Annotated in this window: 38 protein-coding genes; all 38 read left to right on the forward strand. The window is 70.0% G+C overall.

The genetic code is table 11. From position 1 onward, the window contains the following. Positions 1 to 52: 52 nt before the first annotated feature. The 38 genes from AB0I81_RS39930 (at position 53) to AB0I81_RS40115 (ending at position 17954) form a co-directional block, all read left to right on the forward strand. Entirely contained in the window at positions 53 to 520 is a 468-nt protein-coding gene (locus AB0I81_RS39930; protein WP_360668403.1) for a hypothetical protein, read from the forward strand. Beyond that, the gene (locus AB0I81_RS39935; protein ID WP_360668406.1) at positions 517 to 708 is read left to right on the forward strand and encodes a hypothetical protein; all 192 of its coding nucleotides are present in this window, start codon (positions 517 to 519) and stop codon (positions 706 to 708) included. The genes AB0I81_RS39930 and AB0I81_RS39935 overlap by 4 nt, the downstream gene beginning before the upstream one ends. Then, positions 705 to 899 (forward strand): hypothetical protein, encoded by a 195-nt coding sequence (locus AB0I81_RS39940; protein WP_360668409.1) that lies wholly within the window; start codon positions 705 to 707, stop codon positions 897 to 899. The genes AB0I81_RS39935 and AB0I81_RS39940 overlap by 4 nt, the downstream gene beginning before the upstream one ends. Further along, a complete protein-coding gene (locus AB0I81_RS39945; RefSeq protein WP_360668412.1) occupies positions 896 to 1438 on the forward strand; it encodes a RusA family crossover junction endodeoxyribonuclease in 543 nt (180 codons plus the stop codon). Before AB0I81_RS39940 ends, AB0I81_RS39945 begins: the two co-directional genes overlap by 4 nt. Then, entirely contained in the window at positions 1435 to 1941 is a 507-nt protein-coding gene (locus AB0I81_RS39950) for a hypothetical protein (RefSeq protein WP_360668415.1), read from the forward strand. The genes AB0I81_RS39945 and AB0I81_RS39950 overlap by 4 nt, the downstream gene beginning before the upstream one ends. Before the next feature lie 92 nt (positions 1942 to 2033). Further along, positions 2034 to 2849 (forward strand): hypothetical protein, encoded by an 816-nt coding sequence (locus tag AB0I81_RS39955; protein WP_360668417.1) that lies wholly within the window; start codon positions 2034 to 2036, stop codon positions 2847 to 2849. After that, entirely contained in the window at positions 2849 to 3205 is a 357-nt protein-coding gene (locus tag AB0I81_RS39960) for a hypothetical protein (protein ID WP_360668420.1), read from the forward strand. The genes AB0I81_RS39955 and AB0I81_RS39960 overlap by 1 nt, the downstream gene beginning before the upstream one ends. A 57-nt stretch (positions 3206 to 3262) precedes the next feature. Continuing rightward, positions 3263 to 4306: a phosphoadenosine phosphosulfate reductase family protein gene (locus AB0I81_RS39965; RefSeq protein ID WP_360668423.1), complete on the forward strand. Its 1044-nt coding sequence runs from the start codon at positions 3263 to 3265 to the stop codon at positions 4304 to 4306. 33 nt (positions 4307 to 4339) lie between these two features. Next, positions 4340 to 5524 carry a hypothetical protein gene (locus AB0I81_RS39970; protein ID WP_360668426.1) on the forward strand — a complete coding sequence of 395 codons (1185 nt, stop codon included), beginning with the start codon at positions 4340 to 4342 and terminating at the stop codon, positions 5522 to 5524. Positions 5525 to 5528: 4 nt separating this feature from the next. After that, positions 5529 to 6083: a hypothetical protein gene (locus AB0I81_RS39975; protein ID WP_360668429.1), complete on the forward strand. Its 555-nt coding sequence runs from the start codon at positions 5529 to 5531 to the stop codon at positions 6081 to 6083. A 145-nt stretch (positions 6084 to 6228) separates the two neighbouring features. Continuing rightward, complete coding sequence (locus tag AB0I81_RS39980; protein ID WP_360668432.1) at positions 6229 to 6441, forward strand: hypothetical protein; 213 nt, start codon at positions 6229 to 6231, stop codon at positions 6439 to 6441. After that, positions 6438 to 6989 (forward strand): hypothetical protein, encoded by a 552-nt coding sequence (locus AB0I81_RS39985; RefSeq protein WP_360668435.1) that lies wholly within the window; start codon positions 6438 to 6440, stop codon positions 6987 to 6989. The genes AB0I81_RS39980 and AB0I81_RS39985 overlap by 4 nt, the downstream gene beginning before the upstream one ends. Next, positions 6986 to 7192 carry a hypothetical protein gene (locus AB0I81_RS39990; protein ID WP_360668439.1) on the forward strand — a complete coding sequence of 69 codons (207 nt, stop codon included), beginning with the start codon at positions 6986 to 6988 and terminating at the stop codon, positions 7190 to 7192. Before AB0I81_RS39985 ends, AB0I81_RS39990 begins: the two co-directional genes overlap by 4 nt. Beyond that, complete coding sequence (locus AB0I81_RS39995; RefSeq protein WP_360668441.1) at positions 7189 to 8271, forward strand: DNA cytosine methyltransferase; 1083 nt, start codon at positions 7189 to 7191, stop codon at positions 8269 to 8271. The genes AB0I81_RS39990 and AB0I81_RS39995 overlap by 4 nt, the downstream gene beginning before the upstream one ends. Then, complete coding sequence (locus tag AB0I81_RS40000; RefSeq protein WP_360668443.1) at positions 8268 to 8459, forward strand: hypothetical protein; 192 nt, start codon at positions 8268 to 8270, stop codon at positions 8457 to 8459. Before AB0I81_RS39995 ends, AB0I81_RS40000 begins: the two co-directional genes overlap by 4 nt. A 60-nt stretch (positions 8460 to 8519) precedes the next feature. Further along, the gene (locus AB0I81_RS40005) at positions 8520 to 8975 is read left to right on the forward strand and encodes a hypothetical protein (protein ID WP_360668446.1); all 456 of its coding nucleotides are present in this window, start codon (positions 8520 to 8522) and stop codon (positions 8973 to 8975) included. Positions 8976 to 8986: 11 nt separating this feature from the next. Then, entirely contained in the window at positions 8987 to 9175 is a 189-nt protein-coding gene (locus AB0I81_RS40010) for a hypothetical protein (RefSeq protein WP_360668449.1), read from the forward strand. Next, positions 9168 to 9614 (forward strand): hypothetical protein, encoded by a 447-nt coding sequence (locus tag AB0I81_RS40015; RefSeq protein WP_360668451.1) that lies wholly within the window; start codon positions 9168 to 9170, stop codon positions 9612 to 9614. The genes AB0I81_RS40010 and AB0I81_RS40015 overlap by 8 nt, the downstream gene beginning before the upstream one ends. After that, positions 9607 to 10107 carry a hypothetical protein gene (locus AB0I81_RS40020; protein WP_360668454.1) on the forward strand — a complete coding sequence of 167 codons (501 nt, stop codon included), beginning with the start codon at positions 9607 to 9609 and terminating at the stop codon, positions 10105 to 10107. The genes AB0I81_RS40015 and AB0I81_RS40020 overlap by 8 nt, the downstream gene beginning before the upstream one ends. A gap of 81 nt (positions 10108 to 10188) precedes the next feature. Then, positions 10189 to 10413: a hypothetical protein gene (locus AB0I81_RS40025; RefSeq protein WP_360668456.1), complete on the forward strand. Its 225-nt coding sequence runs from the start codon at positions 10189 to 10191 to the stop codon at positions 10411 to 10413. 56 nt (positions 10414 to 10469) lie between these two features. Further along, complete coding sequence (locus tag AB0I81_RS40030) at positions 10470 to 10835, forward strand: hypothetical protein (protein WP_360668458.1); 366 nt, start codon at positions 10470 to 10472, stop codon at positions 10833 to 10835. 60 nt (positions 10836 to 10895) lie between these two features. Then, positions 10896 to 11303 carry a hypothetical protein gene (locus tag AB0I81_RS40035; RefSeq protein ID WP_360668461.1) on the forward strand — a complete coding sequence of 136 codons (408 nt, stop codon included), beginning with the start codon at positions 10896 to 10898 and terminating at the stop codon, positions 11301 to 11303. 9 nt (positions 11304 to 11312) lie between these two features. Next, positions 11313 to 11489: a hypothetical protein gene (locus AB0I81_RS40040; RefSeq protein ID WP_360668464.1), complete on the forward strand. Its 177-nt coding sequence runs from the start codon at positions 11313 to 11315 to the stop codon at positions 11487 to 11489. Beyond that, complete coding sequence (locus AB0I81_RS40045) at positions 11486 to 11764, forward strand: hypothetical protein (RefSeq protein WP_360668467.1); 279 nt, start codon at positions 11486 to 11488, stop codon at positions 11762 to 11764. Before AB0I81_RS40040 ends, AB0I81_RS40045 begins: the two co-directional genes overlap by 4 nt. Before the next feature lie 53 nt (positions 11765 to 11817). Next, complete coding sequence (locus AB0I81_RS40050; protein ID WP_360668469.1) at positions 11818 to 12093, forward strand: hypothetical protein; 276 nt, start codon at positions 11818 to 11820, stop codon at positions 12091 to 12093. Position 12094: 1 nt separating this feature from the next. Continuing rightward, complete coding sequence (locus AB0I81_RS40055; protein WP_360668472.1) at positions 12095 to 12262, forward strand: hypothetical protein; 168 nt, start codon at positions 12095 to 12097, stop codon at positions 12260 to 12262. A 23-nt stretch (positions 12263 to 12285) separates the two neighbouring features. Then, positions 12286 to 12657, forward strand: coding sequence for a hypothetical protein (locus tag AB0I81_RS40060; RefSeq protein ID WP_360668474.1), 372 nt, complete (start codon positions 12286 to 12288; stop codon positions 12655 to 12657). A gap of 91 nt (positions 12658 to 12748) precedes the next feature. Further along, positions 12749 to 13489: a hypothetical protein gene (locus AB0I81_RS40065; protein ID WP_360668477.1), complete on the forward strand. Its 741-nt coding sequence runs from the start codon at positions 12749 to 12751 to the stop codon at positions 13487 to 13489. Further along, positions 13486 to 14070 (forward strand): 3'-5' exoribonuclease, encoded by a 585-nt coding sequence (locus AB0I81_RS40070; protein ID WP_360668480.1) that lies wholly within the window; start codon positions 13486 to 13488, stop codon positions 14068 to 14070. The genes AB0I81_RS40065 and AB0I81_RS40070 overlap by 4 nt, the downstream gene beginning before the upstream one ends. Positions 14071 to 14180: 110 nt before the next feature. After that, positions 14181 to 14864, forward strand: coding sequence for a hypothetical protein (locus AB0I81_RS40075; protein WP_360668482.1), 684 nt, complete (start codon positions 14181 to 14183; stop codon positions 14862 to 14864). 68 nt (positions 14865 to 14932) lie between these two features. Beyond that, complete coding sequence (locus tag AB0I81_RS40080) at positions 14933 to 15142, forward strand: hypothetical protein (RefSeq protein WP_360668485.1); 210 nt, start codon at positions 14933 to 14935, stop codon at positions 15140 to 15142. A gap of 136 nt (positions 15143 to 15278) precedes the next feature. Beyond that, entirely contained in the window at positions 15279 to 15503 is a 225-nt protein-coding gene (locus AB0I81_RS40085) for a hypothetical protein (RefSeq protein ID WP_360668488.1), read from the forward strand. A gap of 191 nt (positions 15504 to 15694) precedes the next feature. Then, positions 15695 to 15931: a hypothetical protein gene (locus tag AB0I81_RS40090; protein WP_360668490.1), complete on the forward strand. Its 237-nt coding sequence runs from the start codon at positions 15695 to 15697 to the stop codon at positions 15929 to 15931. 319 nt (positions 15932 to 16250) lie between these two features. Further along, a complete protein-coding gene (locus AB0I81_RS40095) occupies positions 16251 to 16400 on the forward strand; it encodes a hypothetical protein (protein WP_360668493.1) in 150 nt (49 codons plus the stop codon). 74 nt (positions 16401 to 16474) lie between these two features. Then, a complete protein-coding gene (locus tag AB0I81_RS40100) occupies positions 16475 to 16687 on the forward strand; it encodes a hypothetical protein (RefSeq protein ID WP_360668496.1) in 213 nt (70 codons plus the stop codon). Next, the gene (locus tag AB0I81_RS40105) at positions 16687 to 17019 is read left to right on the forward strand and encodes a hypothetical protein (RefSeq protein ID WP_360668499.1); all 333 of its coding nucleotides are present in this window, start codon (positions 16687 to 16689) and stop codon (positions 17017 to 17019) included. The genes AB0I81_RS40100 and AB0I81_RS40105 overlap by 1 nt, the downstream gene beginning before the upstream one ends. Positions 17020 to 17059: 40 nt before the next feature. Then, positions 17060 to 17530: a hypothetical protein gene (locus AB0I81_RS40110; protein ID WP_360668501.1), complete on the forward strand. Its 471-nt coding sequence runs from the start codon at positions 17060 to 17062 to the stop codon at positions 17528 to 17530. 187 nt (positions 17531 to 17717) lie between these two features. Beyond that, positions 17718 to 17954, forward strand: a complete 237-nt coding sequence (locus AB0I81_RS40115; RefSeq protein WP_360668504.1) for a hypothetical protein — start codon at positions 17718 to 17720, stop codon at positions 17952 to 17954. The last annotated feature ends 24 nt before the right edge of the window (positions 17955 to 17978 follow it).

Raw genomic sequence — 17978 nt, forward strand, 5'->3', positions numbered from 1 at the left:
CCCCACACGCCATCACAGGCCCTCACACGATCCTTTGAAAGGACAGGACATCATGACAACCGCGTACGACCGGCCGCCCGTCACGAGCGACGATGCCGATCAGACCCTGATCGCCTACCTGCGCGACCGGCAGGCCCAGCACGCCAAGGCCGCCCAGGAGGCCGCCGCCGAGCGGGTCGAGCTCGACAGCGAGGTCACCCGACTGACCAAGCTGCGCGACGCGGCCACCGCCCGGCAGATCGATGAGGCCCGCCTCGCGACGGTGCTGCAGCGCCACCTCAACCGCATGCCCGCCGCCACCGCTTCGGCGGGCTCGGGTGTCCCGGCGCCCGTGCAGGAGCCCACCACTGACCGGGCGTTCGAAGCGTTCATGACGGCTGTGCGGCCCTCCGCTTTCCTCCCGTCCGAGCAGTGCGGCGTGTGCCTCGCGCCGATCACGAAGGACGAGCAGAACGGCATTTACCACGCCGCCGACGGCAGCCCCGCCGGCGCCGCGTGCGGACGGAGGACGAGCCTGTGACCACCACGTTCATGCTCCTGACCGGTTCGTTCGTGCTGGCCGTGGCCGCCGTCGTGACCGCGCTCGTGATCCGCCACCGCCGCCGCGCCAGCGTGGCCGCGTTCGAGGCCGCGTTCGAGGAGGCCATCAATCGCTATTTCGCCGGCGCGTTCATCGACGCCCTCAAGCCGGACCAGGAGGAGAAGTGAGGTACCGCATCCGCCGCGTGCTCGCGCTGGCCGCCCGCCGCCGACGCGCCCGACAGGACCAGGAGGCCGCCGACCACATCCGTGGCTTCGCCATCGCGCATGACCCCGACGCGACCGAGCTGCTCGACATGGCCGCCTTGCGCGGCTCCATGACCGACGAGGCCGCGTGGGCGATGGGCGAGACCCAGTGAACGGGGCCGAGGGAGGTACGACGCTCGCGCGGGGCAGCGCCGTACCTCCTCGGCCGTGGCTTGAGGTCGTCGTGCTCGGCCAGCCCGCCCCCCAAGGCTCCAAGAAGCACGTCGGCAAGGGCGTCATGGTCGAAATGTCGAAGCGGCTCAAGCCCTGGCGGCGCGCGGTGGCCGAGTACGCCGCCGTGGCCATGGCCGCCGCCGGCCACCCCGCGCCGCTCGACGGCCAGATCGTCGCCGAGATGGTGTTCACCGTCCGGGCCAGGCCGACCGGCCGCCCGACCTGGTGGCCCGCCGGCCTGCCGTGGTCGCGCCGCGCCTGGTGGCTGCCCGCGTCCGCTCCCGACCTGTCCAAGCTCATCCGCGCCACGGAGGACGCCCTTACCGGCGTGGTGTGGCGCGATGACGCCCGCGTTGTCGCGTACCGGTGCGCCGCCAAGGTCTACATCGGCCAGCCCGGCGAGCCCGACGCCCTACCCGAGCCCGGCGCGGTCATCCGCGTCTGGGAGATCCCCGCCGCTACCGAGGAGATGCCTTGAGACTCACGCTGGTCCCCCAGCGCCACCCCCGCGGGGTTCTCCCGTACGGCTCCCGCCGCCGCATGGAGGCCCTCGCCGCGCTCGGGTGGCCCATCTCAGAGCAAGAGTGCCGTCTCGGCCACCCTGACCTGTTCGGCCGTCTCACCAGGCAGAAGTACGTCCGCCCGGCGACCGCGCGGGCGATCGAGCGGCTGTATTCCGAGCTGTGGGCCCAGACGCCGCCCGACACGCTCGGGTCTCGGCGGGTGAAGGCCCGTGCGGAGCGCGCGGGCTGGCCTCGGCCGGCTGAGTGGGATGACGACCTGATCGACCTGCCGCCGTCCGCGCTGGCCGCCGCGATCGAGCGCGAGGTGTCGTCGCTGGAGCCGGCCGAGCTGCACAGGTGCGCGCGGGATCGGGAGGCGGGCGGTCGTGGCCTGCTCACGCTGGCCGCCGCGCGGGAGTTCGAGCGGCGGAAGTCGGCGAAACGGCGGGAGCGGCGCGGAGCCGTCCGGGCGGCCTGACTCACCCAGGAAACCTAGTTGTACTTGTTGACAGGGTTTCCATTGCTCAGTAGCTTGTCGGCATTCCCAACAAGGTTTTCCGAGAGGATCGCATGACCACCCCCAAGCCCAAGCCCCCCGTGGCCCCCCTCCTCAAAGAGGCCGAGACCGCCGGGCTCGCCGTCGCCTACCGCACGAACAAATGGGTCATCACCGGCCCCGCCCCTCACCCGCCCGTGTTCATCCCCGTCAACGCCAAGGAACCGCGCGCCCTCGCGAACTTCGGCGCCCGCATCCGCCGCATGGCCACCGACGCGGCCCCCGAGGAGTTCGAGATGCCGCCCACCTGGACCACGGCCGACCTGATCGAGCACGCCCGCGAGCAGGGCGTCACCCTCGACCCCTCCGGCGGCGTCCTCAGGGCCACCGCCCCGCAGGGCGCCGAGGGCATCGTCGCCACCCTCCACCACCACGAGGCCGCCGTCATCGCCGCCCTGAAGGAGCCCACGCCCGCCGTCGAGCCCACCCAGGACACGCCCGCCGACGAGCTGGACCTCTCCGACCCACTGACGTGGATCAAGGAGGTGCAGGCCCGCATCGACAAGGCCGAGGAGATCGCGAAGGGCTGGGAGGAGATCGCCGAGGGCGAGATGAAGGCCGCCGAGGTCGCCGAGGGGGAAGTCCAGGGCCTGCGGGACCAGCGCGACACCGCCGACCGTCGCGCCCGGCACGCCGAGGAGATGACCCGCAAGGCCGAGAAGCGCGTCGCCGAGCTGGAGGCCGACCTCATCAACGCTCAGGCCCGCGCCGACGACGCCGAGGCCGAGAACCGCGCCCTGACTGCCCGCCTCGACCAGGTCAAGCCCCAGCTCGACGAGCTCGCCACCATCAAGGCCGCGTTCCGCGCCATCAAGGGCGGCGGCAAGTAGTGGACCCCTGCCGCTACCCGAACGGCGCCACGGGGAACTGTGGCGCCACCCCCACCCGCCGCTACCTCCCCGGGCACCGGTGCGCCGACCACACCCCCGCCGCGCTGGCCGGCCTGCCCGAGCCCCCTGAGACCGCGTGCCCGCCCCGCCGCTGCTACTGCGGCCAGTGCGAGTGGTGGACGCCGTACAACCGGTTCGACGTCCCCTCGGACACGTGGACCACCGACGCCCGCGCCATCGCGTCCGGCAAGCGCCGCGCCTCCCCCGAGATGCGGGCCGCCGCCATGGCCGAGGTCGCCGAGCAGCGGGAACGCCGCGCCCGCCTCCGCAAGGGAGGTGCCACCCCCGACCAGTAGCCGCGGCGCCGTCTACGGGAGCGACAGCGCCAACCAGCACAACGAAGGAATGAACTAGTGGGACGTCAGATCCATCCGGCCGGGATGTTCCCCGGCATGCCCGACGCCGTCAACGGCAAGCCTGCCAAGGCTGCCGAGCGACCTCCAGCGCGCACCCTTGACGAGGCCATCGTCCGTAGCCGCGACATCATCGCTGAGGCGCTCGACCGCTACCCCATCGTGGGCAGGCAAGCCCTCGTCTCTGGTGGCAATGACTCGACGGTGCTGCTGCACCTTGTGCGCGAATACCTTGACTCTTCGGCCGATGACGCGGTTGTCCACGTCAACACCGGCATCGGGATCGAAGAGACGCGCGATTACGTCCGTGACCTGACACGTGAGTGGTCGCTGCCGCTTCGAGAGCTGCACCCGCGCGACTCGTACGAGGACCTCGTCCTCGGCAGGGTGCTCGCCCGCACGGGCCCCAACGCGGGCATCCGCCCCGTCTGGAAGGGCTTCCCTGGCCCGCCCGGACATGCCGTCATGTATCGGCGCCTTAAGGACGAGCCCCTCATGCGCAACCGCGCGGAGATCATCGGGACGCAGGGCCGCTCTCGCAAGTTGATGTATCTGGCCGGCATGCGTTGGGACGAGTCGGATCGTCGGTTCCGCAACGCCGAGGAGATTGACCCGCAGGGCGGCATCGTCTGGGTTTCGCCCATCGTGCACTGGACCAACGAGCAGATGCACGAGTACCGAGAGCGCTACATCGTGCCGCGAAACCCGGTCTCCGTGCACCTTCACATGTCCGGCGAATGCCTTTGCGGCGCGTACGCCAAGCCTGGCGAGCTGGACGAGATCGAGTTCTTCTACCCGCGCACCGCCTACCGCATCAGGTCTCTTGAGAAGAAGGTCGAGGCGGCCGGGATTGCTGCGTGCAAGTGGGGCCAGATCGCGCCGGGCAGCAAGCAGCCTCAGCCCGGGACGCCTGCCGGTCGGCTCTGTAGCTCGTGCCCGCCCCCGATAGAGGGCCAGACCGACCTCATGGATCTGTGGCGGCAACGCGGCCTCTTGCCCGAGGAGCCACCCACCAGCGCCGAGGCTTGCTCTCTCCCTGCCTGACCCACGTCTGACCATCGAACGGAGCACGACCCGATGCCACGTGTTGAGGCGAGAGTGTTCGTCCGCATCTGGGACGACGAGCACTTTCTTGCGCTCTCGCCGAACGGCCAGCGTTTCTTCCTCTTCCTCCTGTCGCAGGCCGATCTCACCTACTGCGGGACGCTCATCCTGCGCGAGCGTAAGTGGGCGTCCAAAGCCCGGGGGCTGACCGTCGCCGACGTCTGCGATGCGCTCGCTGAGCTGGCCAAACCCCCGGCGTTGAACCCTTCCGGAAACCCTTCGCTGAACCCTTCCGCCAACCCTCCTGCGGCTGGCGCGCTGATCGTGACCGACGAGGACACAGAGGAGCTCCTCATCAGGTCCCTGATCCGCCTTGACCGGATCTGGAAAGAGCCGAACCTCATGCGGTCCGCGAGGAACTCCGCCCTGCTTATCGACTCGGCCAAGATCCGCGCGGCCCTGCTCGCCGAGCTGCTGCGCATCCCCGACCTCTTCACCTCCGACACGACGGCCAACGTGCGCTCCGAGCACGCCGTGTTCGTGGAGAAGATGGGCGGCCCGCCCGCCCCTTCCGACCTGGCCAAAACCGCTGATGAGCGGCTCAAGCGAAAGGGTTCCCGAAAGACTTCCCCGAAGCCATCCGCGAAGACTTCTAGGGGTAAAGGGGCTAAGGGGGAGGTTCCTACCTCTCCCTCTCGTACCAATACAGGTAGCCCCGAGCCTCACGGCTCGGACGACGCCGACGCCTCACCGCAGCAGGCCAGCACCAAGCCCAGCAGCAGCGCCACACCGGCCAAGGTCTCCGACACCCCGCCCCGCCTCGACGTCGAACGCGTCTGCAAGCACCTCGCCGACGCGATCGAGGCCCACGGACTGCCCCGCCCCACCATCGGCCAAGGCTGGCGCGACGCCGCCCGCCGCATGATCGACCTCGACGGCATCCCCGAACGGCAGATCATCGGCGCCATCGAATGGGCCCACGGGGACGAGTTCTGGCACCGGAACATCCTCAGCGTGCCGACCCTGCGCAAGCAGTTCCCCAAGCTGTGGCTCGCCGCCAAGGCCGAGAAGTCCAAGACCCCTAAGAGCAGGAACGCCCAGGGCAACGCCACCGCCTACCAAGAGGCCATGGCCCACGCCCTCGCCGCCGAGGCCGCCGCTACCGGCCACGGACAGGCCACCGCACACCAGATCGTCATCCCCGGACACGTGGAGTAACACCGTGACCCCCACCGAGACCGTCACCTTCCTTCGCGCCCTCGGCCTCAAGTTCCCCACCTTCCAGTGGGAAGCCGGAACCGCCTCGGAGTGGCACAAGTCCGGGCTCGCGTTCGTCAGCCCCACCGACGCCGAGGCCGCCGCTCAGTCGCTCGTACGCAAGCAGTCATTCGTTGCGCTGGCCGACGTGCTCGCCGAAGTCCGCCGCATCCGCGACCAGCGCGGCGCCGGCCAGCTCCTGCCCGCCCCGCCCAACCCCGACGACACCACCGCCTACCGCGCTGAACTCGTCGCCAACCTGCGCCGCCGCGCCGACGGCTTCCACATCGACACCCCCCGCGCCCTCCCCGCCGGACAGCGCCGCCCAGGCCCGCCCCCCGCCGAGTTCCTCCGCGCCCGAGGCCGCAACCCCGCCGAGGAGCTCGCCCGATCCATCCAATGCCCCTGGTGCCAGGCCATGCCGCACACCTCCTGCACCAACGCCATACAGAAGCCCCTCCCGCAGAGCCACCAGGCCCGACACGACGCCGCCCGCGCCCTCACCAGTCCACCCGAGTAGGACTCAGTCCACCTCAGTCCACCCCGTGCGGCCCCCAGACGGCCACAGACGGCCCAACGCCCCCGCGCAGGGCTCCCAGGGCCACCCGAGCCCCCACAAGCCCGCACAGACGATCTCAGCGCCTCGAACCGGGAGGAGACCACACATGCTCCGCGCCGACCCCGAATTGATCGACCTCCTCATAGCCCTACGCGGCGGCCCCCACTGGACCCCCGCCACCATCCGCAACGCCATCACCACCGCCGACAACCTCGGCCAGCCCTGGACCACCACCATGCACCAGCTCATCAACCTCGCCCAGATCGACGGCACCAAGCCCGAGCAGATCCCCGCCCAGGCCAGACAGGAGAAGCCATGACAAACCACACGCCTCACGCGGGAACGGTCGGTCAGAGCGCCGCGCGTACGACGCCGCTCGACACCCCCCTCGGCCGGTACATCGACCGCCGCCTGCACGCCGCCCTGGCCACCCTCGCGAGCCCGGACGCTGACCGCGCCGCACGCCACCGCGCCCGCGCGATCAGAGACGAGATGAACGCCGTCATCAGCCTCCTCGACGGCGTGCGCATCGCCGAGCGGGTCGCCGACATCGTGGGCAGACCGCCCACCGTTGACCACGCTCGCGCCTACTACCGCCGGTACGCCGAGCAGTTCGCCCGCAACGCCGACCAGGCCACTCGCGAGCAGACGCGCCGCATGTTCGACGTGGCCGCCGCCGAGATGGAGACGATCGCTGGCCTGCTCGACGCGTGGGAGCGCCGGAACGATGGCGGGTGGGTGGTCGTGCTGTGCGGCGCGTGCCGGGGCGAGGTGGCGCGGGTGGACGCTGGCGACGACCTGGCCGAGTTGGACGCCGCGCGGAAGCTGCACGCCTGCCCGCCGCTTCCCGCCGAGGTGGCCAAGTGACCGACGCCGAGACCCTGCGCCAGGCCGCTGCTCGCGCCCGCCAGATGACCGCCGCTCACGCCGAGCCACTCGCCGAGCTGCTCGACGACGCGGCCAGGGCCGCCGACTTCAATCCTCAGCTCTCGCCCCGCCACCGGCGGGACGTGTCCAAGGCCGTCGCGGTTGCCCGCGCGGTCCTCACGGAGCCGGCGGGCAGCCCGTGATCGTCGATCTGTTCGCCGGGCCTGGCGGCTGGGACGAGGGCCTACGCCTCCTCGGCCTCAAGGCCCTCGGCTTGGAATGGGACACCGCCGCGTGCCGTACCCGGGTCGCCGCCGGCCACGCCACCGTGCAAACGGACGTGGCCGCCTACCCGACCAAGCCGTTCGCCTGCCTCATCTGCGGATTCATCGCCTCGCCGCCCTGCCAGGCGTGGTCACGGGCCGGCAAGGGCCTGGGCCTCGTCGATCAGCCACTCGTGCACCAGTGCGTTCACGACCTCGCCCAAGGCCGCGACACCCGCCCCGCGCTCCTCGCCGCGTGCAAGGACCCGCGAAGCCTCCTCGCGGCTGAGCCGATGCGCTGGCTGTACGACTTACGGCCCGAGTGGGTCGCCATGGAGGAGGTTCCCGACGTGCTCCCGCTGTGGCGGCAGTACGCCGAGGTGCTGCGCGCCTGGGGCTACTCGGCGTGGGTCGGCATCCTCAACACCGCCGACTACGGCGTTCCGCAGACCCGCCGGCGCGCGATCCTCATTGCCTCACGTGTGCGAGAAGTTGCAGCGCCACCGCCCACGCACACAGAGCACGACCACGGGATCGACCTGTTCGGCGAGCACCGGCCCAGATGGGTATCCATGGCGCAGGCCCTCGACCTGCCCGCCGGACTCCGCATCAACACTCGCGGGAACCGCAAGACATCGGGGGGCAACGAGTTCTCCTGTGACGGGCCCTCGTGGGCGCTGACAGAGAAGGCGCGTTCGTGGTGGGTTCTGCGGCACAGTAAGCGCGCGAACGCTACAGAGCGCCGCCTGGACCAGCCCGCCGCCACCCTCGTGGCCGGCCACGCCCGACGTGACTTCCACTGGGTTCGCGTCGATGGTCGAACTGACCTGGAGAAACGGCCCCTTCTGCTGTCCGAGGCTGCCATCTTGCAGGGCTTCCCGGCTGATTACCCGTTCCAGAGCAGCGAGTCCAAGCGGTTCCTGCAGATTGCCAACGCTGTCCCGCCGCTGCTTGCTGCGCATGTCGTGGCCGTCGCCACGGGTCGGCGTGTGCCTGCCTTGCTCGACGAGGCCGCGTGATCAGCGGCAAGGCCGTCCGGCTCGCCGTCCTCCTGGGCGGCGAGTGGGCTGACCTCTCCTCGCACGTCATGACCGAGCGCGACATCCAGATCGCCGAGGCCCGCCAGATCATCCGTGATCGCCTCGCCCGAGTTGATCACCGAGAACTGAACTTCTCAAAGATCATTAAGCCCGCTAACCCCCGATAACACCACTTATCGCGGGCCAGGAATCAGCCTCATCCAAGATCATCTAGCGAAGGAGAGCCCGTGCTCACCCCCGAGGAAACCCTCCGACAGGCCCACCTCGTCATGAACGCCCTCGGCGGCGCGATCAGCGACGACGAGGACATGGTCAACACCAACATGAACGCCCTCGCCGAGTGCGGATGGCCTGCCCTGTTCGGCGCCACCCTCGGGTTCGCTGAGGCCGTCAAGAAGGTCGCCGGCGTCGAGCTGGACGAGGGCGAGTTCTTCGGCCTGCTCGCGTTCAACACCGAGACCGGCGAGCCGTGCGACATCTCCGACATGGACCTGCCGCCCGAGATGGTCACTGCGGCGCGCATCTTCACCGCGAACGCCAACGGCGACCACCGCACGGCCGGTGACCTGTTCTTCGCCGCCGTTGACCAGGGCATCGGGAACGAGGTGGTGTCGGCCGCGCTCGCGCTGGCGTCCACGTACCTCGCCGCCGAGATCGAGCGCCGCGAGACCCCCTCAACGTGAAGGAACCTCCCATGTCCCGCAACACCTTCCCGTACCACCTCGCGTTCATCGCGCTCGCCATCCCGGCCGCCTGGCGGCTCATGTTCGGCGACTTCGACCTCGGCCTCACCGGCGCCATCGCCGCCGGGTTCGCGCTGCGCTGCGCTGTCCAGGCCCGCACCATCAACACGCTTCACATCAAGGAGACCGAGGATGCCTGAGAAGACCACTCCCGCCCTGCTCACCCCCGACGAGCTGGCCGAGATCCACGCCGCCTACACCGCGTGGCTGAGTGAGTCCGCGCTCCTCGGCCCGCACGGCACCAAGGCCCTCACCGCCGTACCCCGCCTGGTGGCCGAGATCGAGCGGCACCGCGCCGAGATTGAGGCCATCGCCCGAGTACGTCGCTTCTCCGAGATGGTCGTCGCCACGTCGATACGGCTCGGGGCCATCGACCAGGCCCGCGACACCCTCGCCATCCTCGACGGCAAGGAGCTGAGCAGCACGCCGGCCGAGCAGCCGCCCGCGAACCTCGACGAGAACGCTCGCGTGATCATCAACGGCGAGCTGTTCCGCATCATCGAGTGGAGCCCCTCCGGCAGCCATGGCAACGGTCGCGAGGAGTTCGTCATGTACGCCCAGAGGCTGCCCAGTGAGTGAGTGGGCGTCCATCCGCCTCGACGGGCCGCCCCGCCTCGTCGCCGAGCTGGTCGCCCAGCTCGGCAGCGCGGGCCTCGACATCGAGCAGGCCGCCCCGGTGCCGCACCCGGCCGAGGTTGAGGGGACGTGGCACGCGGTCATCCGGCCGAAGGGCTGGGGGCCGCCCGTCAAGCGCAAGCGCCGGCCGCGTGGCCGAGGCGTCCGACACGCTGGCCCGCCCGCGCCGTGCGTGGTCGAGGGCATCGACGGGCCGCGGCTGCTCGTGGCTGGCGCGCGGGTGGCCGAGGTGTACGAGCGTGCGAGCGCGTGGGCGGTCGAGCACGGGCGGGTGCTGGCCGAGCGGGTCGAGGCGGTCGAGGTCGAGTCGATCAGGGCTGTTCGGTACTGCCTGCCTCACTGCGGGTGTGGGCGCGAGACGGTGCACTACCAGCCGTGCGCGAGGACTGTTCGGGGGGCGTTCCGTGGGGCGTTCATCGAGGTCAGGGCGGCGTGACAGATTTCTGAGTTGGCTTTGTTGACAAGGTTTCCAGGTGACCATTAACCTTGTCGCATAAGCCAACAAGGAAGGGCGGACATGAACACCGAGCGCGAGATGCACAAGATCGCCGACCGGATCATCAAGGCCGTACAGTCCGGCCACCTCAGCCGCGTCGATGACCTCGCAGAAGCGCTCGTAGACCTCGGCCGAAAGGCCGGCAAGAACGACCTCCTCATGGACCTCGTGGACACCAAGCAGATCAGCCCCGAGGCCGTTGAGTTCGCCATCGAGAACAACGGCTGCACCGACCCCCGCAAGTAGCGCCCCCAGGGCCCCGGGCAACCGGGGCCACCCCCACTCACCCCACGGAGGACCACATGACCGCCACCCACACCGCCGACGCCATCACGATGATGACCGCCGAGCTGGCGCTCATCGGCCGCACGCCCACCGCGACCGACATCGAGATGACCATGCGCATGGGCTTCCGGCCGGTCAGGTACATGATCCTCGTGGACGGGCAGGGCTACCGGTTCGCGGTCAACCGCCTCGCGGCGCGCATCGCCGCGCGCTCGGCCGGCCGCCTCCACCCCGACGCGGTCATCGAGGTCGAGCACCGGCCCACCGGTGAGCGCGCCGTAGCCGACGTGGACGGCTCGTTCGTGCACGTCGAGGGCGTGTTCCACATGAGCGCCGATGACACCGCGTGGTCGCTGGCCAACATGCGGCGCCGCCGCACCTGATCCTCTCGGCTCCCGGGCGGGCGCCCGGGAGCACCCCCTCGACCCTGGAATGGAGCACCGATGACCAGACCATCGCGCGCTTTCCTCGCTCTCACACTCGCTGCAGACCTCCTCAACGTCGGCCGGACCGCTACCCGGTGGCGCCTCACTGTGGACAAGCTGTCGCGCACCGCCCAGAGCGACGGCAAGTTGGAGCGCTTGACCTTGTGGAAGACGCTCGACGCCACCCCCGACGGCGCCGACACCGGCCTGTCGGAGTTCACCAAGGACAGCGAGGCCGCGATCCTGTCCCACCTCAACCAGATCGACGACGAGCCGGGCACCGCCTGGTACGCGTACGGCCTGGAGGTCAAGGACCTCGCGAACTGGGACCAGTACCCCCAGGGTCACGCGGTGATCGCGTACATCAGCTTCTGGAAGATGACCGACGAGGCCGCCGCCGCAGACGCCGCCGGCACCCTGCACTGAGGAGCCGACGTGTTCAAGCCCAACCTCACCAATTGGTTCGAGCTCAAGGCCGCTTGGATCGCTGAGTGGACGCCGCGCCACGCGATCGAGGGCTACTTTCTCGGGGCCGACGCGAACGGCCTGATCATCGAGGCAGCTCAGTGGCATCGAGCCCTGGTGATCCAGGACACCCGGGCCGCCCGATGAGGACGACTCTCACCCCCGAGACGCTCGCCGAGCTGGCCACCCAGGGCCGCGCCGAGGCCGCGCGAAGCCCGTTCGTGGACCCGTGCGCCGCCGCCAAGTCCAAGCAGCTCCTCCGCGAGCGCGGCGAAGAGTGGGCCGCGAGCGTGCTCATGCGTGACCTCTCCCGGCGCTCCCTGCGCGGCGGCTGGCCATGGCTGGAGACCGGCGAGCTGGAGGCGCTCATCCTCGCTGACCGCGCCGAGTGGCAGCAGCTCGAACGCGCCGCGACCGCCTGACCCTCACCGGCCCCTGGGCAACCGGGGGCCGGTCCCTCACCGGAAGGACATCCATGGCCCCCACTCCTGCTCGACAGGCCACCATCGCCGCGGCGATCGAGCACCTGCGCACCACCCCGCCCGCGCTCGTGCGCCGTCAGCTCCTCGACGCCTCGCTGCACGCGCACTGGCAGCGCAACCCCGCCGCCCTCGCTGACTACCTGGCCAGAAGCACCGCCGCCCCGCACGACTTCGCCCGGTTCTTCGGCGCGTGGAAGGGCGCACAGCGTGTGCTCCTCGCGGCTGGCCTGCCTTGGCACCCCGACGACTACGCCCCCGAGGAGACCTGAGATGGCCAGCAAGCGGAAGCTGCCCGAGACCCCGCTCACGATCAGCGAGCAGAAGTGGGCAGACCTCCGGCGCCGCGCCGCCAAGAGCCCCGAGAGCCCGTTTAGCCCGCGCGCCCTCGCTCGTCGAGAGGCCGTCAAGGACCAGCAGCAGAAGCGTCACCAGAGCTGACGCACGCCGACCCTGGAGCACGCATGAACAGCGCGAACGCCGACCGCCTCACCTCCTACGCCAACACCGCCATCAAGCGCGACCTCGACGCCCGGCAGCGCCTCGCCAAGAGCCTCACGGGCGGCCCGGCCTTCCACCTCCCCGACCTGATCACCACGGTCCTGGGCAACGCCGGCCGCGCCGCGCCGTACCGTCAGGCGCTCGACGCCGCCGAGTTCGCCGGCGACACGGTGAAAGGCTTCCGCATCACGTACGCCGCCATCCTCAAGGAGGTCATCAAGCAGGGCCTCGGCACTGGTGAGACCCCGGTTGAGGACCTGCAGAAGCGTGCCGACCATGAGGGCCTGCTGACGTTCCTGCGGGACGTGGGGCCGCTCCTCGGCATCACCAGGTAGAGCTGACAGCACCACTCAGGCCCTGGCGATCTCCTCGCTGGGGCCTTTCGCGTACCCCCAACGCCTCGCCCGGCCCGGCACGCTGGCGCGCGTGGCAGACGAGATGCACCCATGCGCCCGCGGCCCCCGCTGCGCCGCCCGCACCAAGGCCGGCCCCGCGCCGACCTGGCGGCCGTTCTGCGACGAGGACCGCGCCCTCATCGCCCAGGCGATCACCGGTATGCCGCTCCTGTACGCGGCCATGGCTGATCTGCTCGTCGCGGACATGACCGGCGGCAGCGCGTACGACACCATCCGCGTCACCACCTCGAAGTCTCGGCCGGTGCCGCTCAACCTCGACGCCGACGCCAGCCAACGCGAGATGGCCGAAATCCTCGTGAGCTGGGAGGAACGCGTCAGGGACGTCGCGCGCATGCCGCCGCTCGACACCGCGGCGTCACGCGGCCAACGCCTCGGCGTGCAGATCGCCCAGGCCGTGACCGTGCTCGCCCCCCGCCTTGACGCGCTGCTCGTGCTGCCGTCCGCGCCGATGGTGCGCGACCGGGAGCTGGTCGAGCTCGACGGGGCGGGGGCGGGGCTGGAGATCCTCGACGTGCGCCGGCGCGCGGTCTCCCGCTTGCCCGAGTCCGGCGGGGATGACCGGCCGCTCAGCGTGCCGTGCGGCGGCTGCGGGTGGAGGGCGTTGGTCGAGGTGATCGACTTCCTCGGCTACCTGGCCGGCGCGCGGTGCCGCCAGTGCAACACCCGGTACGACGTCGAAGGGCTGGCCGAGTTGCGCGCCGCCGCCCTGCGACGTGCCCAGAGGCGCGCAGCAGCGAAGGGAACCACATGAGGATCTGGTACGACACCGAATTTCTTGAGGACGGGCGGACGATCGAGCTGATTTCGATCGGCATGGTTGCCGAGGACGGCAGGGAGTTCTATGCCGTCAACGAAGAGATCGACACGGGCTCACTGCACGAACTCATCTGCCAGCACCAATGGCTCATGGAGAACGTCGTTCCGTCCCTCCCACTGCACACCGACACGAGAGGCCAGAAGTCGCACGGACGCATCTCGACGTCCAGCCGATACCAAGGTTTCTTCAATCTGGACATGACCAGTAACGAGGTCATGCCGCGCCGAATGATCCGCAACGCGGTCCGTGACTTCATCCTGGCCACGCCGGACGTCGAGCTGTGGGCCTGGTACGGCGCTTATGATCACGTCGCCCTGGCGCAACTCTGGGGCCGCATGATCCACCTGCCCAAGGGTGTGCCGATGTGGACGAACGACCTCAAGCAGGAGTGCATGCGCCTCGGCAACCCGGACATGCCCGTCCAGGCCGAGGGACAGCACAACGCGCTGGCGGACGCGCGGCACAACCGCGTCATGCACGAGTTCCTGGAGAGCCTCGCGGCGGGGGACGCCTGATGCCGTGGACGACGCATGGCTACTGGAACGGCCCTGGTCTGCCTACCGAGCCTGGCCCGGCCCTCACCAACTGCGGCGGCCCCCGCGTGTGTGTTGTCTGCGGGGCCGAGGTGCTCGCGTCTCAGACGCCCGAGGCGCTCGCGGCCGAGCACCAGGCCGACGCCGAGCAGCTCCGCGAGGACCTCGACGCCGCCCGCGCCGAGCTGGAGGAGCTGAAGGCCGAGCGCATCAAGTTCGCCGGCGGCTACCTCATCGAACACGAGCGCGCCGAGCGGCTGGAGATCGAGGCTGATGAGCTGTGGACCAGGGCGTCCGCGCTGGAAAAGCAGCTCAACGCGGCCGGCCTACGCCAACCCGAGGACCACGGCGCTCACTTTGACATCTACGTCGGCCCGCGCGACACCCCGAACAGTGACGGCACCACCTCGACGCGCTGGCAGGTACACATCGGCGAGTGGCCCCGAGGGGAACTCATTGCCGACGAGGCCCGCCCGTACAAGGCCGCCGCCTGGCTCAAGACGTTCATCGACGAGGCCAAGACGGCGCTCGAACACCTGGAGAGCCTCGGCGTGTACCGCGAGGACCGGCCCGCCGCCGAGACGCCCGACGGGGCCTCGATCGCGCGCTGCCCCGCGCTGCCGTGCCCGTGGCACACCACCTGGGACACCGAGCAGGAGGCCACCGACGCGACCAGGCGGCATGTGGTCGAGGACCACGAGGGCGACCCGAGCCCCACGCGCGAGTATCGGGAGCTGTTGCTGTGGCAGCAGATGCGGGGGAGCGTGATGCCGTGATCCAGCACCTCGCGTGGTGGCTCGTGCATGTCCGCACATGGGCGTACAACGGCGGAACATGGCCGCCAGTGATCACCGCTGAGGGGACCGTGGGCCGCTGGGTGCCGTCCTGGATCGTGATCCGACTCGCGCCGGTCATGCTCACGTCGCGCCGCGACGACCGCGCCCGCCTGGTGCCGATCTCAGCGTCCCGCCGACGCGATGCCCTCGGCCGCCAGCCGGACGAGTGGCGGGTCGAGTGGCACCTCAAGGGCGGCGGCTGCCTGTGCTGTCGATGAGCATCAACTCGTGCCCACGGTGCGAGGTCTCGGCGCTCACGGAGCTGTACTGCTCGGGGTGCGGGCGTTCGCTGTGGGACTCCCCAACGGTCCAGCGGGTGACTCGGCGGCGGTCGCTCTGGTCACGGGTGGCCGCGTGGCGCCGTCGATCTGCGCGGCGGGCTGCTGGTGGGCGATGATGGACGGCATGAACGAGCCGACGCGGTCGAAGCCGATGTTCATCCCATACCGGTTCATGTTCGAGTACAGGACACCCGGCGTAGATGATGCGGTGGCGTTCCTGTACGTGGGCGGCGAGGAGAAGGCGTATCTCATCTCGGACAGCGGTGCGCCGTACGAGACCCCGGACGGGCACCTGTGACGGCAACACCTGAGGGCGCTCTCATCCGAGTAGCTCGCAAAGCACGAGGTCTGAGCGTCAAGAAGGCCATCGAGCTGCTACGCGAACAGGCGCCCGACGTGCGGCTGGGCGAAAGTCGCTGGTACCACATCGAGGGCGGAACCGAAGGAAAGAACCAACCGGTCGTGGCGCCCGATGACACTCTGGCTCACATGGCCTACGTTGTCGGGCTCACACCTGACCGGCTCGTCTCCGTGGGGCGTGAGGGCGCTGCCGAGATCCTGGAGGAGATCCACCGGCAGATGGATGCTGGCGCGCGGCGGGACGAGACCCCTGTCGATCCGGCTCTGCGACGGCTCATGGAGTTGTGGCCGAGCCTGCGTGAGTGGCAGAGGCAATCGCTTGTGGGCATAGCCCGCGAGATGACGTCAGATCTCGCAGGCCCATGATGGGCAGCATGTCCGCCATTGGTGTTATGGACGGCGGCCGAACCACCCAAGCAGGCCCCACAGCGTCGCGCCGCCCGCGGCCAGCCCCGTCAACAGGGAAGCCGGCCATGTGGAGCCATCCGCGAGCATGAGGGCAGTTGCGACGCTGGTCGCGACGACGACCGAAAGCGCAATCAGTAGGGACTTTTCGGGGGGCACAAGTCTCCTTATAGAAGTGGGTGCCGCCCGTCGCTCATCGTAGGGTTCGCGGCAGTGTGTCCGCTGAGAAACGGCGCATGTGTACCCCCAGCGCGTCGAGGGCGGCGGCATCCTCGGCCGCATGAGACATCAGCGCCGCCGCGGCTTCGTGCGCCGCCTCCTCGACCGCCTCGCCGAGCTGCTCGACGACCTCATGCACTGGGATGAAGTCGAGCCGCCCTGCGACGCGGCCGATTGGGGATTCGACCAGCCGAACACGAGACGGCCATGACCGGGCGGTGCCGACACTGCGGAGCGTGCCCCATCTGCGAGCCGACCACGCGCGGGCACCGGCCAGGCTGCCTCATGCTGTGCCCGACCTGCCTCGACGGCACCCTGCGCGTGCTGGAGCGCCGCCTCGGCTACGAGGAGCGGCGCCGGTACTCGTGCGGCTGCCCGTGGCGGCCTCTTGAGGCGTGGATCCTGGAGCCCGGCGGGGTCGAGCGGTACCGCGTCGCGCTGGACCGGGCGGCGGCCGAGGCGGGCCGCATCGTGGCCGGCTTCCTGGCGGGTGCCTGATGCGCGAGGACATGCGCGCGTACCTGCGCTGGCACGTGCGCCAGCACGCCGAGGTCATAGCCGCGCAGGCCCAGGTAGCGGGCATGATGTCCGCGATGCGGTCGGCGGGCCTGGTCGATCCCGTGCCCGATCCTGATGTCGAGGCGATCGGCACGCAGATCGGGTTCGAGCTGCTCAACCGGGGTGTGCTGCGCTCCTCGCGCTGCTCGCATCCTCGGCCGGTGCCCGTCGAGAGCGTGGTGACGGGCGAGTTGCTCGCGCGGCTCTGCCCGGACTGCGACGAGCAGCTACCGGCCCAGGCGTCGGAGTGGTGGCCTGGCGGGATGATCTGAGGGGAGACAGCGCCGATCGGCGGGGCGTAGCCTGCACGCCATGCACTTACCTCCGCAGCAGCAGCCCCCGCCGTACGCTCGCCCGCCCATGCCGCCGCGGCGGCGGCGCAAGTCGAGGGCGGGGCGCTGGGTCCTTGGCATCGTGACCGGTGTCCTGGCGCTCCTGGTGGCTGTGGTCGTCCTGGCGTCGCTCACCGCGCCCTCGTCGAGGACCGAGGCCGACGCCGGCTCAACCCCCGCGTTCCCGATCCCCAAGCCGGACGAGCAGCAGACGGACGCCCTGTTGGCCGGCCTGCGCCGGATCGACCCGGGGCTCGACCATGAGCGGTCGATCGATCGAGCGCGGAACGCGTGCTGGTCCCTGTTGCAGGGCGGCTCCCGCGCTCAGGTGGTGAAGTCCACGCAGGCCCGTTTCGACGGCAGTGTGCGTGTGACCAGGGCTGACGCTGAGGCGATCTTGAAGCTGATTGAGGCGGGCGGCTGGTGCCACAAGGACAGCGGCGAACGCTAGTGTGATCTGCGTCACATTTTGTGATCGTGGATCCGGTGGCAAGCCGTGCCCGCACAGCGATTCACGCGCTTGCGGCACGATGCCACCCCGCTTGCCAACGCTCTGACCTGGTGTAATACTCACGTCTCAAGCTGGTGATCTATACCCCCGATGCCCCTCGGCTCGGGGGTTTTTCGTGTTTCAGGGGGTGGCCAACCTGATCGAGCCCATCGCCCTTGCCGACGCCGCCGAACGCCTCGACACCCCACGCTCGACCATCGGCGTGTGGGTCCACCGGTACGGCGTGCGCCGCCTCGGCACCCAAGGCCGCCGAACCCTGGTCGATTACTGGGACCTCGCTGCGGTTGAGTGGTGCCTACGCACCGGCCGCGCGGTGCCGGCCACGCCCGCCGAGCGCGCGGAGCTGCGGACCGTGGCCGCCTGAGCATGAGAAAGCCCCCACCCGGAC

It is taken from the genome of Nonomuraea sp. NPDC050404 (assembly GCF_040655495.1).
GTDB lineage: Bacteria > Actinomycetota > Actinomycetes > Streptosporangiales > Streptosporangiaceae > Nonomuraea.

Excerpts from the sequence above, each read along its gene's own strand:
- AB0I81_RS39955 (WP_360668417.1), top strand. The coding sequence starts at position 2,034 with ATGACCACCCCCAAGCCCAAGCCCCCCGTGGCCCCCCTCCTCAAAGAG.
- AB0I81_RS40110 (WP_360668501.1), top strand. The coding sequence starts at position 17,060 with ATGCACTTACCTCCGCAGCAGCAGCCCCCGCCGTACGCTCGCCCGCCC.
- AB0I81_RS40045 (WP_360668467.1), top strand. The coding sequence starts at position 11,486 with ATGAGGACGACTCTCACCCCCGAGACGCTCGCCGAGCTGGCCACCCAG.
- AB0I81_RS39980 (WP_360668432.1), top strand. The coding sequence starts at position 6,229 with ATGCTCCGCGCCGACCCCGAATTGATCGACCTCCTCATAGCCCTACGC.
- AB0I81_RS40095 (WP_360668493.1), top strand. The coding sequence starts at position 16,251 with ATGAGACATCAGCGCCGCCGCGGCTTCGTGCGCCGCCTCCTCGACCGC.
- AB0I81_RS40105 (WP_360668499.1), top strand. The coding sequence starts at position 16,687 with ATGCGCGAGGACATGCGCGCGTACCTGCGCTGGCACGTGCGCCAGCAC.
- AB0I81_RS40010 (WP_360668449.1), top strand. The coding sequence starts at position 8,987 with ATGTCCCGCAACACCTTCCCGTACCACCTCGCGTTCATCGCGCTCGCC.
- AB0I81_RS40100 (WP_360668496.1), top strand. The coding sequence starts at position 16,475 with ATGCTGTGCCCGACCTGCCTCGACGGCACCCTGCGCGTGCTGGAGCGC.
- AB0I81_RS40060 (WP_360668474.1), top strand. The coding sequence starts at position 12,286 with ATGAACAGCGCGAACGCCGACCGCCTCACCTCCTACGCCAACACCGCC.
- AB0I81_RS40090 (WP_360668490.1), top strand. The coding sequence starts at position 15,695 with ATGGCCTACGTTGTCGGGCTCACACCTGACCGGCTCGTCTCCGTGGGG.
- AB0I81_RS40050 (WP_360668469.1), top strand. The coding sequence starts at position 11,818 with ATGGCCCCCACTCCTGCTCGACAGGCCACCATCGCCGCGGCGATCGAG.
- AB0I81_RS40035 (WP_360668461.1), top strand. The coding sequence starts at position 10,896 with ATGACCAGACCATCGCGCGCTTTCCTCGCTCTCACACTCGCTGCAGAC.
- AB0I81_RS40055 (WP_360668472.1), top strand. The coding sequence starts at position 12,095 with ATGGCCAGCAAGCGGAAGCTGCCCGAGACCCCGCTCACGATCAGCGAG.
- AB0I81_RS40030 (WP_360668458.1), top strand. The coding sequence starts at position 10,470 with ATGACCGCCACCCACACCGCCGACGCCATCACGATGATGACCGCCGAG.
- AB0I81_RS40025 (WP_360668456.1), top strand. The coding sequence starts at position 10,189 with ATGAACACCGAGCGCGAGATGCACAAGATCGCCGACCGGATCATCAAG.
- AB0I81_RS40015 (WP_360668451.1), top strand. The coding sequence starts at position 9,168 with ATGCCTGAGAAGACCACTCCCGCCCTGCTCACCCCCGACGAGCTGGCC.
- AB0I81_RS40070 (WP_360668480.1), top strand. The coding sequence starts at position 13,486 with ATGAGGATCTGGTACGACACCGAATTTCTTGAGGACGGGCGGACGATC.
- AB0I81_RS39970 (WP_360668426.1), top strand. The coding sequence starts at position 4,340 with ATGCCACGTGTTGAGGCGAGAGTGTTCGTCCGCATCTGGGACGACGAG.
- AB0I81_RS39985 (WP_360668435.1), top strand. The coding sequence starts at position 6,438 with ATGACAAACCACACGCCTCACGCGGGAACGGTCGGTCAGAGCGCCGCG.
- AB0I81_RS39930 (WP_360668403.1), top strand. The coding sequence starts at position 53 with ATGACAACCGCGTACGACCGGCCGCCCGTCACGAGCGACGATGCCGAT.